The organism is Streptomyces sp. NPDC017056 (genome assembly GCF_044332485.1).
Lineage (GTDB): Bacteria > Actinomycetota > Actinomycetes > Streptomycetales > Streptomycetaceae > Streptomyces.
The window spans coordinates 63,863-77,694 of sequence record NZ_JBIRPD010000023.1 but is presented as its reverse complement, the minus strand read 5'-3'; the positions used below and the strand labels follow the sequence as shown (position 1 = coordinate 77,694).

Below are 13,832 nucleotides of genomic sequence, written 5' to 3'. Positions count from 1 at the left end.
CGGCATCACGCACCGCTCTTGAGGACGGCTTCCGGCGGCCTCGGCAGGAAACCCGTCTCGATGAAGTACCTGAGGTACTGGTGCAGCAGTTCGGACCCGACGGGAATCCCGGTGACCTGGCTACCGGCCAGCCCGCTGAGGAGGTTGTCCAGGTCGGCCCGGAGCCGGTACGCGCCGGTGGCGGGCCGCGGAACGCCGGCCAGCAGCAGGGCGGCGTGCAGCGACGTCCGCTCGGACACGGGCGTCTCCAGCGCCGCTTCCCCGAGCCTCTTGTGCCACTCGTCGTACGGGACGGGCTGGAGGGGGTAGCCGAGGGCGGCCACCTGGTCCAGCATGGTCACGGTCTCGGTCGCGGCCGGTGCGGCGATGTTGTAGACCGTTCCGTCCGCCCGCTCGCCGAGCGCGAGGTGGGCGAACGCCTTGGCGACGAAGTCCACGGGGACCAGGTTCGCCTGGAAGTCGACCCGCGTGGACGGGCGTGCGCCCAGCTCGACGCAGGCCCTGAGGAAGTGCCAGAGCGCGCCGTCGCCGCTCACCACGCTGGTCCGGGAGTCCCCACTGACGTGTGCCGGGCGGTAGACGGCCGTCGGGATGCCCCGTTCGCCCGCGAGGCGGACGATCCCTTCCGCGACCCACTTGCTCGCCGCGTAGCCGCTGAACTCCAGCAGGGCGGGGTCGCTGCGCCATGCCTCGGGCAGGACCTCGGGGTCGTCGGGGCCCGCGATGGCCGTACTGAGCGTGGAGACATAGTGCACCGGCTTCACGTGGTGCAGGGCCGCCAGCCGGCAAATCTCCCGTACCGCCGACACGTTGGCGTTCCTGAGCCGTGCGTACGGTTCGGTGAGGTTGACCCGGGCGCCGTTGTGGAAGATGGTGTCGACCTGTTGCGCGAGGTGGTCGAAGCGCTCCCGCGCCAGTCCCAGGAGGGGCTGCTCCAGGTCTCCCGGGACGGGGACGATCCGCCCCTCGAACCGGTTCTCCCACAGTCCGTATCCGTCCATGTTCCGGTGGATCCGCTTCAGGGCCTCGCCCGGACCGGCCGCACGCACCAGGCAGTAGACGTCTGCGGCCGTCCGGTCCAGCACCTCGCGGAGGATGAACGAGCCGAGGAATCCCGTGGCGCCGGTGAGGAACACGCTCCGCGGGGCCTGCCCGTCCGGGACCCGGGGTGTGCGCCCCTCGGCCGTGACGGCGGGGTCGAGGTGGACGTCGGCGATCATCTGGTCCGCGGCGGCGGGGAAGCCCGCCGCCCCGTTCGCCGGGGCCTCCTCCAGCAGAGGCGCGAGCGCGGCGACGGTGTCGTGTTCGAAGATCACCTTTAGCGGCAGGGCCGCGGCCAGGCGTTCGTTGACGATGCCGACCAGCCGGGTGGCGAGCAGCGAGTGGCCCCCGAGGAGGAAGAAACTGTCGTCGATGCCGATCCGCTCGACGCCGAGCACCTCGGCGAACAGTTCGCACAGTTCCGCCTCGCGGCGCGACCGCGGCTCCCGGCCCGTCACATCGGTCGGATACTCGGGCGCGGGCAGGGCCCGCCGGTCCGGTTTCCCGTTCGCCGTGAGCGGCAGCGCGTCCAGCACGACCACGGCGGCAGGCACCATATGGGCCGGCAGCCGGCCGGCGACGGCTGCCCGCAGCTCCGCGGCGCCGACTGCCCCGCCGGGGGAGGCCAGGACGACGTAGGCGGTCAGGCGTTTGTCTCCGGGGGTGTCCTCCCGCACCGTCACCACGGCCCGGGAAATCCGCGCGTCGGCCACGAGGGCCGCCTCGATCTCGGCCGGCTCGATCCGGAAGCCGCGGATCTTGACCTGGTGGTCGGCGCGGCCGACGAATTCCACCAGCCCCTCGGGGCTCCACTTCACCACGTCACCGGTGCGGTACATCCGCTCCCCGGACCGGTAGGGGTCGGCGACGAAACGCTCCGCCGTCAGCGCGGCCAGGCCCAGATAGCCGCGTGCCACATGGGCCCCCGCCACGTACAGCTCCCCGGGCACGCCCGGAGGCACGGGGCACAGCCCGGCGTCGAGTACGTACACCCGGGTGTTCCAGTAGGGGCGTCCGACCGGGACAGGCCCCCGCGGTGTCGGTGTACCGGGCTCCATCCGGTGGTCGAGGCAGTTGACCGTCACCTCGGTGGGGCCGTAGGCGTTCACCACGACGGCGTCCGGGTGGCGGCGCCGCCACGGGGCGAGCACCTCGCCGGACAGCGCCTCCCCACCCACGATCAGCGTGCCCGAAGGGGACGCCCCGGGCGGGAGCGCCGCCAGCAGGGGGAGGTGTGACGGGGTCACCTTCATGTACGACGGCCGCGGTCCTGACACCACCTCCTCGTCCAGGTCCGCCAGCCGTACCGCCCCGCCGGAGACCAGCGGGACGTACAGGGCGGTCACCGTCGCGTCGAACGAGATCGAGGCATGGAGCAGTGCGGTGCCTCCCGCCACGTCGCCGTGCACTTCACGCTCCCGGGCCAGGTAGGCGACGACCGACCGGTGTTCGATCACGACGCCCTTGGGACGGCCGGTGGAGCCGGAGGTGTAGATCACGTACGCGGGGTGCTCCGGCCGCAGCCGGCCCCGGCGCTCCGTGTCGGCGAGCGCCTGCCTGCCCGCCGCGGCCAGCGCGGTGGAGACCTCGGGAGTGCCCAGGACGATACGGGGCGGCGCCGCGGCCCCCTCGGGAACCGCCTCCTCCAGCCGGCCCGCCACCGATGTATGGGTGAGTACGGCGACCACCCCGGCGTCGGCCATCGTGCCCGCGATCCGCTCCGCCGGATACGCCGGGTCGACGGGCACGTACGCGCCTCCGGCCTTGAGCACCGCCAGGCAGGCGACGACCAGCGCGGCCGAGCGCTGCACGACCACCGCCACGCGCGACTCGGGCCCCACTCCCCGGGCTACCAGCAACCGGGTCAGTGCGTTCGAACGCTCCTGGAGTTCCGTGTACGTCAGCCGGGCGTCGCCCGAGACCACCGCGACGGCGCCGGGGGTACGGGCGGCCTGTTCGGCGATCAGTTCCGGCAGCGTCGTCGCGGGCACCTCACGGGCCGTGTCGTTCCATTCCACCAGGATCCGGTGCCGCTCGGCCTCGCCCAGGGCGGACACCCGGCCCAGCGGGGTGCCGGGACCGGACTCCAGGGCGGACACCACTCCCTCGGTCGCGGCCAGGAACCGGGCGCGCACCGACTCGGGACCGATCGGCTCCGCAGCCTGCGCGACGACCACGAACCCCGACCCGAGGTCGTCCACGGACACCGTGAGGGGGTAGTTGGTCCGCCCCTTCGCCGAGAGCACCTCGACGCCGTCGAACAGCGCCCGGCCCTGGCGGCGGGCGTCGCTGTGCCGGTAGTTGAAGAGGGTGGTGAACAGCGGAGCCGGCGCTGTGACACCACTGGCGCGCTGGGCCAGCGCGAGGGACGCGTGCTCGTGTACGAGCAGGTCGGCCAGCTGGGCCCGCATGGCGCCGACCGCTTCCGCCACCGTCGTGCCCCGGATGCGGGCCCGTACGGGCAGTGTGTTGATGAACAGTCCCGGGACCCGGTCGGCTCCGGCTCCGGCCCGCATCCGGCCGAACAGCACGGTGCCGAACACGACGTCGTCGCGTCCCGAGACAGCGGCCAGTGTCCGCGCCCAGATCACGTGGAAGACCGTCGCGGGACTGACCCCGTACCGGCGCGCCTGTTCCCGTACCCGGGCCGCGAGCCCGTCGTCCACCGTGCCCCGGGCCTCGCTGACCGCACCGACGCCTCCTCGTGCCCGCTCCACACCGAACGGCGCGGTCGGCTCGGTGACGTCGCCGAGGAGCGCCGAGAAGTGCGCCTCGTGTTCCTCCTGCGGGACGCCGAGCAGGGCCTGCGCGACGAAGGCGCGGTAGGGCAGTGGCGCGGGCAGCGTGGCCTCCCTTCCGGCGAGGAACTCCCGTACCTCGTCGAGCATCACTTCCAGCGCGGTGTGATCCTGGATGATGTGGTGCATCCGCAGCAACATGATCCACCGGCCGCTGCCCGGTTCCGCCGCGACATGCGCGTCCATCAGCGGGGCACGGTTCAGGTCCAGGGCGGTTCCCGCGGCCTCGGTCAGCAGGCGCGTCGCGTCGTCGCCGGCCGCCCGGCCGGGATCGACCTCGATCACCGGAATGCCGGCGCGCCGGTGCACCACCTGCACCGGGTGCGGCAGCCCCTGCCAGGCCAGGGCGGTACGCAGCACGTCGTGCCGGTCGACGACATGCTGCCAGGCGGCCACGAAGGCATCGAGGCGCGCCCGGGAATCGAACCGCAGGACCTGCCGGAGAAGGTAGGGATCGTGGCCGTCCCCGGCCTCCAACTGGTGGTGGAAGAAGAGCCCTTGCTGCAAGGGAGCCAGCGGGTAGACGTCGGCCACGTTCGCGGCGCCGCCGGGCACACCGGCCACCGCGTCGGCCAGTTCGCGGGCGGACAGCCCGGAGAACGGCACCATCCCCGGCGTGATCGCCGACGCCTGCTCCGGGATCCGGCACGGCGGCGCCTCGACCTCGTCGCGGACCTCGGCGGCGGCCAGCCGGGCCACGGTGGGCGCAGCGAACAGAGTACGTACGTCGACCGGGACACCCCGGGCGCGCAGCCGCTCCACGAGCGCCACGGCGAGCAGCGAGTGCCCTCCGAGGTCGAAGAAGTTGTCGTCCACTCCGACCTGCTGGAGACCCAGCACCTGGGCGAAGGCTGAGGCAAGGATCTCCTCCCGCACCGACACCGGACCGCGGCCACCACCCGGCACCGGCCCGTAGTCCGGAGCCGGCAACGCCCGGCGGTCCAACTTGCCGTTCACCGTCACGGGCAGTGAGTCCAGGGCCACTACCGCCGCCGGCACCATGTAATCCGGCAACAACCGCCCCACGAACTCCCTTACTTGCCCGGCAAACCCCTCACCCGCACACCCCGAATCCGCAACCACATAAGCCACCAGCCTTTTGTCCCCAGGCACATCGTCCCGCGCCACCACCGCGGCCTCGGCAACCCCCTCGTGCGAAACAAGAACCGCTTCCACCTCGGCAGGCTCGACCCGAAAACCCCGAATCTTCACCTGCTCGTCCACACGCCCCACAAACTCCAGCACCCCGTCAACATTCCACCGCACCACATCACCCGTGCGGTACATCCGCTCCCCACTCCCGAACGGGCTCGCCACGAACCGCTCCGCCGTCAAACCCGCCCGGCCCACATACCCACGCGCCGTCCCCGAGCCCGCCAGGTACAGTTCACCCGCCACTCCGGCGGGAACCAACTGCAAACCACCGTCCAGCACATACGCCCGCGTATTGTCCATGGGGCGTCCGATCGGCAGCACCCGACCCACGTCACCGGGACCGTCCAAAGCGATCTGCACAGAACACAACGTCATCTCCGTCGGGCCGTACAGATTGCGCACGACCACGCCGGGAACGGCCTCCAGCACCCGCCTCGCCGCGATGGCGGGTACGACGTCGCCCCCGGTATTGACCTCGGCGATACCGGTGAACGCGGCCGGGTCCTCCTCGGCCACGACCCGGAACAGCCCCGCCGTCATATGAACGTGCGTCAGCGCATACCGCTCGATCAACGACCGCAGGAGCGCCGCATCGAACTGCACCTCCGGTGCGAGCGCGACCAGTCCGCCGCTCAGCAACGGCGCCCACAGCTCGTACGTCGACGAGTCGAAGGAGTGCGGGGAGCGCAGCAGCACCCGCAGCGGCTCCCCGTGACGCCAGCACGCGTCACCCGCCAGTTCCACCACGTTCCGATGGGTGACCGCGATCCCCTTGGGCACCCCGGTCGACCCTGACGTATACATGATGTACGCCAACTGGTCGGGGACGGCGCGGGGCGCCGGCGCCGATCCGTCTCCGGACGCGTCCGTCCCGACCTCCACGACGACACCACCCCGCGCCCGGAACGCGCCGACCGCCCGGTGCCCGCTCATCGCGGCGTCGACCAGCAGTACCTCCGCCGCCGCCTCCTCTTTCAGCACCCGCATCCGCTCCGCCGGGGCGCGCGCGTCCAGCGGCACGTACGCGCCGCCCGCTTTCAGCACCGCCAGCAACGCGACAACCAGCTCGGGGGAGCGCTCCATCAGCACGGCCACCCGCGCCTCGGGCGCCACGCCCCGGCCCACGAGCCGCCGCGCCAGGGCATTGGAGCGTGCCTCCACTTCCGCGTACGACAGCTCGCGATCCCCAGCCAGCAACGCAGGTGCCGTCGGGGTGCGTGCTGCCTGGGCCGCGAACAGCTCCGGCACCGTGCCTACCGGTGCGTCGCACGTCGTGTCGTTCCACTCCGCCAGCAGGCGGTGCCGCTCCTCGCCGCCCAGGATGCGGATCCGGCCGACGGGCTGGGCGGGGTCGGTGGTGGCGGCCTCCAGCACCCTCAGGAGCCGGTGGGCGATTTCCTCCGCGGTGGACCGGTCGAACAGGTCGGTGGCGAAGACGATGTCACCGAACAGGCCGGCCGGTGAGCCGTCGGGCGCGAATCGCTCGGTGAACTGGATGTCCAGGTCGAACTTGGCCGCGGGCCGTCCGGCGGGGCGCGCCTCGGTCCGCAGCCCCGGCAGTTCCAGCGCCGCGGTGCCGGTGTTCTGGACCGCGAGCATCACTTGGAACAGCGGGTGCCGCGCCGGCGACCGCTGCGGCGCGATCTCCGCGACCAGCCGCTCGAAGGGGATGTCCTGGTGCTCGAAGGCGTCGAGGACCGTCTCCCGTACCCGGTCGAGAAGCTCGGTGAACGCCGGGTCTCCCGACACGTCGGTCCGCACGACGAGCGTGTTGACGAAGAACCCCACCAGGTCGTCGGTGGCTTCGTCGCTACGGCCCGCGACCGGACTGCCGACCGGGATGTCGTGGCCGGCGCCCAGCCGGGACAGCAGTGCCGCCAGCGACGCGTGCAGCAGCATGAACATCGTCACGCCCTGGCGCTGCGCCAGCCTGTGCAGGCGGGCGTGCAGTCCGGCCGGAACGTGTACGTCGGTGCGCCCGCCGCGATGGCTCGCCACCGCGGGACGCGGCCGGTCGACGGGCAGGACGATCTCCTCCGGCGTCCCCGCCAGCTTCTCCCGCCAGTGGGCGAGATGCGAGGCGAGTGCGGAGTGACCGTCACCGTCGGCCAGCGCACGCTGCCAGAGCGCGAAGTCCGCGTACTGCGCCGGCAGCGGCTCCCATAGGGGAGCCTGTCCGGTTCGGCGCGCAGCGTACGCCCTCGACAGGTCCCGCCACAGTGGCCCCATCGACCAGGCGTCTCCCGCGATGTGGTGCATGACCAGCACGAGTACGTGCTCCGGGGGCCGGTCCCCCTCGTCACCGGGCGGGGCGTGGTCCGGCGCGACCGACAGCAGCGCCGCCCGGACGGGAAGTTCCACCGTGAGGTCGAAGGTCTGCGTGGCGGCCTCGGTCACCCGCGCGTCCAGATCCGCCCGCGAAACCTCGGTCACGGCCAGGTCCAGGCGCGCCGCGTCCGGAGGAAGGATCCGCTGCCACGGGTCACCCTCGGCCGACGGGTAGACCGTGCGCAGGACCTCGTGTCTGGCCACTACGTCCGCGAGCCCGTCCGCCAGTGCCCGCACGTTCAGCACACCGGTCAGCCGCACGGCGATCGGGATGTTGTAGGTGGTGTTCGGGCCTTCCAACTGCGAGAGGAACCAGAGCCGTCGCTGCGCGAAGGAGAGCGGAACCCGGTCGGGCCTGGGTCCCGCCACCAGCGGGGTGCACGCGGGGCGGGTGCCTCGCAGCCGTCGGGCGAGCCCGGCCACGGTCGGCGTATCGAACACCTGCCTGATCGGCACCTCGGCGTCCAGAGCCGCCCTGATCCTGCTGATCAGACGGATCGCCAGAAGTGAGTGTCCTCCGAGGTCGAAGAAGTTGTCGTCCACTCCGACCCGCTGGAGACCCAGAACCTGGGCAAAGGCGGAGGCAAGGATCTCCTCCCGCGCCGATGCGGGGCCACGGCCGCCCCCCGGCACGGACCGGTGGTCCGGATCCGGCAACGCCCGCCGATCCAACTTCCCGTTCACCGTCACCGGCAATGAGTCCAGGACCACCACCGCCGCCGGCATCATGTAATCCGGCAAGAACTGCCCGACATACTCCTTTACTTCCCCGGCAAAGCCCGCACCCACGCCCGCGGAACCCGCTACCGCATAAGCCACCAGCTGTTTGTCCCCAGGCGTGTCCTCCCGCACCACCACCGCGGCCTCGGCCACTTCCTCGTGCGAAACAAGGACGGCTTCCACCTCGGCAGGCTCGACCCGAAAACCCCGGATCTTCACCTGGTCGTCGGCACGCCCCACGAACTCCATCGCCCCGTCGGCGCTCCATCGCACCACGTCACCCGTGCGGTACATCCGCTCCCCGCACGCGAACGGATTCGCCACGAACCGCTCCGCCGTCAAATCCGCCCGGCCCGCATAACCGCGCGCCATTCCCGCGCCCGCCAGATACAGTTCACCCGCCACTCCGGCGGGAACCAACCGCAAATCACCGTCCAGCACATACGCCCGCGTATTGTCCATGGGGCGCCCGATCGGCAGCACCCGGCCCACATCATCAGGACGGTCCACGGCAATCTGCACGGAACACAACGTCATCTCCGTCGGACCGTAGGTGTTCCGTACGGTGATCCCCGGCGCGGCCTCCAGCACGCGGCGCGCGGCAGCGGCGGGTACGACGTCACCACCCGTGTGGACTTCGGTGATACCGGTGAACGCGGTCGGGTCCTCCTCGGCCACGACCCGGAACAGCCCCGCCGTGACATGGACGTGCGTCAGGGCGTACCGCTCGATCAACGATCGCAGGAGCACCGCGTCGAACTGCGCCTCCGGTGCGAGCGCGACCAGTCCGCCGCTCAGCAACGGCGTCCACAACTCGTACGTGGAGGCGTCGAAGGAGTGCGGCGACCGGAACAGCACCCGCAGCGGCTCCTCGTGACGCCAGCACGCGTCACCCGCCAGGTCCACCACGTCCTGGTGGGTGATGGCGACCCCCTTCGGCGCCCCGGTCGATCCGGATGTGTACATGACGTACGCCAACTGGCCCGGTACGCACCTGGCCGGCAGCGCCGACCCGTCACCGCCGATGCCGGGCCCGGCCTCGACCACGCGGACACCCGACGTGGCCGCGTGCCGCGCGAAACCGCTCCCGCCGGCCCCGGCGTCGACCAGCAGCACACCGGCCCCGGTCTCCGCGAGCAGCCGCCGCATGCGCTCCGCCGGGGCGCGCGCGTCCAGCGGCACGTACGCGCCGCCCGCTTTCAGCACCGCCAGCAAGGCGACAACCAGCTCGGGGGAGCGCCCCATCAGCACGGCCACCGGCGACTCCGGCCCCACCTCGTGGTCCGCCAGCAGACGCGCGAGCCGGTTGGACCGCTCGTCCAGCTCCCCGTACGACAACCGCTCCGCGCCGGACGCCACCGCCCCCGCGTCCGGGGTGCGGGCCGCCTGGGCGGCGAAGACTTCCGGCACCGTGGCGGCCGGCACCTCGCGCGCGGTGTCGTTCCACTCCACCAGCACGCGATGCCGCTCGGCCTTCCCCAACAGCTCGACCGCGCCCAACGGACTGTCCGGGTCCAGCGTGGCGAGATCGTCCAGGAACCGTGCGAACCTCTCGGCGTGCAGAGCGACGTCGTCGGCCCGGTACAGCGCCGGATTCGCGTCCACGTAGAGGTGCATGCCGTCCGACCTGCGGTCGTGCACGACGAACGCCAGGTCCTCGACGGGAATGTTGGCGACGTTGTGCGCGGTGGTCCGGTGGCCGGCAAACGTGATGTCGAACGGGGCCGGCTGAATGTTCACATGCGGGCCGCACAGGGGCTCGTCCGAGTTCGTGAGACCGCGGTCCCGTCTCATCTGCTCCAGCCGGTAGCGCTGATGACGCAGGGCCGCGCTGACGGCCGTCCTCGTCTCCACGACGAACTCGCGCAGGCTCCTCTCCGGCACCACCGTCAACCGCAGGGGCAGGATGTTCGCCATCATGCCCGGAACCGACCGGGTCTCCTCCTCCATCCGGGCGGTGACCGGCATTCCCAGCACCACGGTCCTGACCCCTGTGGCCAGCTGGAGGTAGGCCCCGGTGGCCGCGATCACCAGCGCGGGCCAGTGCACACCGAGACGCCGGGTCGCTGCCCGCAGACGGGCGGACTGGCCGGGGGAAAGCTCCGCGGTGTGCCGCAGGTTCGCGTGGGACGCGGGCGCGGTCCGGCCGGCGAGGGTGACGGGTGCGGGGCCGCCGGCCAGCTGCTCCCGCCAGTACTCGCGGTCCTGGGCGTACTGCTCGGAGCGTCGGTACGCCTCGTCCGCCTCCACCAGCTGCCGGTACGGGGGCAGGGCCGGGCCTGTGGCGGAGCCCCCTTCGGCCAGCGCGGTGTAGATCTCCGCCATGCGGCGCGCGGTCAGTGTGTTGCCGTGGCCGTCCTGGAGCGCATGGTGGAACACCTGCGCCCAATAGAAATGGTCGGAGGCGGCGCGGAACAGGACCGTCGTGCTGTGCGGGTCGCGCGCCAGGTCGACCCGGCGGGCCGACTCGGCCTGCGTCCAGGTCTGTACGGCGCCCCAAGGGTCGCTCTCGCCGCTGACGTCCCTCACCCGCGGCTGCTCCCCGGGGCCCGGGAACTGGCGCAGGCCCTCCGGTGTCTCGGTGACCAGGAACCGGCCCGCCTCGTTCTCCTTGAGGAGCTGCTCCGCAGCCCGCTGGAACAGGCCGACGTCGACCGCACCGTGGATCTCCAGGATCTCCGCACATCGATAGGACTGAGTTCCCGGAGCCAGGTGCTGGACGAACCACATGCCCTCCTGGGCCGCGGTCAGCCGCAGGAGCCCCTCACCAGATCGGTCCACGCCGGCCACCCCAACCACTCGACGGTGTTCCCCCAACCATCCGGTGCCGCGTCGGCCCGGCGATATCAGCGTTCGCCGCCGTTACGGCCGTGAAGAAGTGGCCGCCGCGGCCTTTCCGGGTCGGCGGAATGTAACTGTGGACACCACTGATGCTCCGACCGGCGGTTTTCTGGATTCTTGAGCCAGGTACATGGTGGCGCGCTGGCGCTGGCGTAAGGAGCACGCCTCACTCCGCGGACCAGGCCGGTTCACAGAAAGGCAGCAGCACATGACGGCCATCCGGGATGAACTGTCGAAGATGGCCTCAGCAGAGTTCCCGTTGACGAGGGAACGCGCCTACCTGGATGCCGCCTGCATCGGTGTGGCTGCGCAGCGCACCGTGGACGCCGTCACCCATTTCACCGAGCGGACCCAGTGGATTCCGGCGGATTCGGGCACGGCCCACCACGGCGAGCTGAATACGGCGCGGGACGCGGCCCGTCCCCGCGTGGCACGCCTCATCGGCGCACAGCCGCAGGACATCGCACTCGTCGAGAGCGCCACCCACGGCCTGTCGATCGCCGCGCAGGCGTTACCGCTCAAGCCCGGGGACGCCGTGGCCCTCGCTGACCTCGAATACATCCAGATGGGCGTCACCTGGTCGCAGTTGGCGCGGAGCGGCATCGGCATCCGCCGGGTGCCGCACACCGCGGGAGAGGTCTCGGTCGACGTCCTGCGCGCCTGTCTCGACGAAGACGTGGCGGTTCTCGCGCTGAGTTCCGTGCAATGGACCAACGGCTTCCGCGCGGACCTCGCCGCCGTGTCGGAGATGTGCCGCAGCCGTGGAATCTGGCTGGTGGTCGACGCCGCCCAGCACGTCGGTGCCCTTCCGTTCGACGTATCCACGGCACCCGTGGACATCCTGGTGTGCAGCGGACACAAATGGCTCAACTCGCCTTTCGGTACGGGATTCCTCTATCTCGCGCCCGGTATCCGGGAGCGACTGCACCGCCCGATGGCAGGCTTCTTCGCGGCCGAGCCGCCCGCCGACACCTGGGGCAAAGCCTTCCTGCGTCCCGACATCAGTCCTTTCCAGGACTTCACGTACACCGGCGACGCGCGGGCCTGGGAAATCGGCGGCACCGCGAATTACCCCGGAGGCATCGCGCTGGCCTCCGCCCTCGACCTGGTGATCGAAGTGGGGCCTCCGGCGATGGCCGACCACATCATCGCGCTCACCGACCAGCTGCTCGCCGGGCTGGACCGCCTGGGCCTCCTCGTCGTCACGCCGCGCCGCCGGCGGTTCCGCTCCGGCATCGTCACATTCACTCTGGGCACGAGCAAGGCGGACACGGCCCTGATGGACTGCCTGGGCGGGGCCGGTGTCGCGGTGAGCGTGCGGTACACGGCCGGGGTGGGCGGGGTCAGGGTCTCCTGCCACTGGTTCAACTCGCCGGCGGACGTCGGCCTGCTCCTCGACGTGGTGGGCTACTTCACGCGCTGCTGACGAGAGCGGAACACCGGTGCCGGCGCGGTCAGGAAGCTGTCAGGACGAGCGCCGCGTTGTGACCGCCGAACCCCATCGAGGTACTGACGGCGACATCGACCGGAGCGCTGCGCGGCGCGCCGCTCACCACGTCGATCTCGACTTCCGGGTCGAGCCGCGTGAGGTTGGCGGTGGGCGGCACGCTGTGGTGTTCGACGGCGAGTGCGGTGTAGGCGGCTTCGATCGCGCCGCACGCACCCAGCGAGTGACCGATGACGCCCTTGGTGGACGTGACGAGGGGCCGGTCGCCCAGCACCCGGCGCAGCATCCGGCCCTCGGCGACATCGTTGAGGACGGTGGCCGTTCCGTGGGCGTTGACGTGGTCGACGTCGGGCGGCCCGAGGCCGGCGTCCGCCAGAGCGGCGCGCAGCGCCCGCTCGATGCCGTGGCCGCCCGGATCCGGCGCGGTGGGGTGGTGGGCGTCCGAGGCGCTGCCGTAGCCGCGGAGCACGGCGTGGACCCTGGCGCCCCGGGCGCGGGCGTCCGCGGTCCGCTCAAGGACCAGCACGCCCGCGCCCTCGGCGGCCACGAACCCGTCCCTGCCCGCGTCGAAGGGGCGAGAGGCCCCGCCTGGTTCGTCCGTACGCCCGGACAGCGCACCCATCTTGCCGAGCGCGGCGACGACAAGCGGGGTCAGCGCGGACTCGGTGCCGCCGGCCACGACCACGTCGCAGACGCCCGAGCGGAGCAGTTCGCGTGCGGCGCCCACCGCCGTGCCGCCCGCGGCGCACGCGGCGGCGCTGACCTCGCTGGGGCCCTTCGCCCCGATGTCGATCGCCACATGACCGGCGACCATGTTCACCATGAACATCGGGATGGTGAGCGGGGAGACCTTGCGCGGTCCCCGCTTGAGCAGGGTGGTGTGCTGGCGTTCCAGGGACTGCATCCCACCGAGCGAATTGCCGAGCACGACCCCCACGCGGGCGCCGTCCCACCGCGCCGGATCCCAGCCCGCGTCCGCCAGTGCCTGGCGCGAGGCGACGATCGCCAACTGCGCGAACCGGTCGAACCCCCACGCGGAGAAGCCCCCCAGGAGGGCTTCGGCGTCAAAGCCCGGTACACGACAGGTGACACCGACCGGGAGGCCCCGCAGTGTCTCGTCCGCCGCCGCGCACGAGCGGCCCGATGTGACGCGGTCCCAGTTCTCCTTGATCCCGATGCCGGCCGGCGTCACCAGGCCGAGCCCGGTGATCGCCGCCCCGAACGACGCCTTCTCCCCGGCCATCAGAGCGCGGCCTCCCGAGCCTCGACGAGCCGGGCGGCGTCGCGCACGGTCATCGAGACGGTCAGCTCGCCGTCCTCGATCAGGACCCCGAACTCGTCCTCCAGGGCGAGTCCCAGCTCGATGAGGGTCAGGGAGTCGAATCTGAGCGCCCCGAACACCGATTCCGAGCGGATCGCCCCCCGCTCGACCTTGAACCTGGTGGACAGCACCGCGGCCATCCGCTCCTCAGTGGCATTCATACCGTCGCTCCCTTGGCGGG

4 protein-coding genes are annotated in these 13,832 nt (G+C 71.6%); 1 reads left to right on the top strand and 3 read right to left on the bottom strand.

What is annotated here, in order from left to right; all coding sequences use genetic code 11:
* Positions 1 to 5 precede the first annotated feature (5 nt).
* A complete protein-coding gene (locus ACH4OW_RS32625) occupies positions 6 to 10,823 on the bottom strand; it encodes an amino acid adenylation domain-containing protein (RefSeq protein ID WP_398031473.1) in 10,818 nt (3,605 codons plus the stop codon).
* A 268-nt stretch (positions 10,824 to 11,091) separates the two neighbouring features.
* On the opposite strand from ACH4OW_RS32625, the gene ACH4OW_RS32620 reads away from it, so the two are divergent.
* Positions 11,092 to 12,309: an aminotransferase class V-fold PLP-dependent enzyme gene (locus ACH4OW_RS32620; protein WP_398031472.1), complete on the top strand. Its 1,218-nt coding sequence runs from the start codon at positions 11,092 to 11,094 to the stop codon at positions 12,307 to 12,309.
* Positions 12,310 to 12,337: 28 nt separating this feature from the next.
* Here ACH4OW_RS32620 and ACH4OW_RS32615 read toward each other — a convergent pair whose 3' ends face one another.
* Positions 12,338 to 13,573, bottom strand: coding sequence for a beta-ketoacyl-[acyl-carrier-protein] synthase family protein (locus ACH4OW_RS32615; RefSeq protein ID WP_398031470.1), 1,236 nt, complete (start codon positions 13,571 to 13,573; stop codon positions 12,338 to 12,340).
* A complete protein-coding gene (locus ACH4OW_RS32610; protein WP_398031469.1) occupies positions 13,573 to 13,812 on the bottom strand; it encodes an acyl carrier protein in 240 nt (79 codons plus the stop codon). The genes ACH4OW_RS32615 and ACH4OW_RS32610 overlap by 1 nt, the downstream gene beginning before the upstream one ends.
* Positions 13,813 to 13,832: the final 20 nt, after the last annotated feature.

Bases quoted from the DNA above. Each gene is read 5' to 3' on its own strand.
- ACH4OW_RS32610 (WP_398031469.1), bottom strand. From the start codon at position 13,812: ATGAATGCCACTGAGGAGCGGATGGCCGCGGTGCTGTCCACCAGGTTC.
- ACH4OW_RS32615 (WP_398031470.1), bottom strand. From the start codon at position 13,573: ATGGCCGGGGAGAAGGCGTCGTTCGGGGCGGCGATCACCGGGCTCGGC.
- ACH4OW_RS32620 (WP_398031472.1), top strand. From the start codon at position 11,092: ATGACGGCCATCCGGGATGAACTGTCGAAGATGGCCTCAGCAGAGTTC.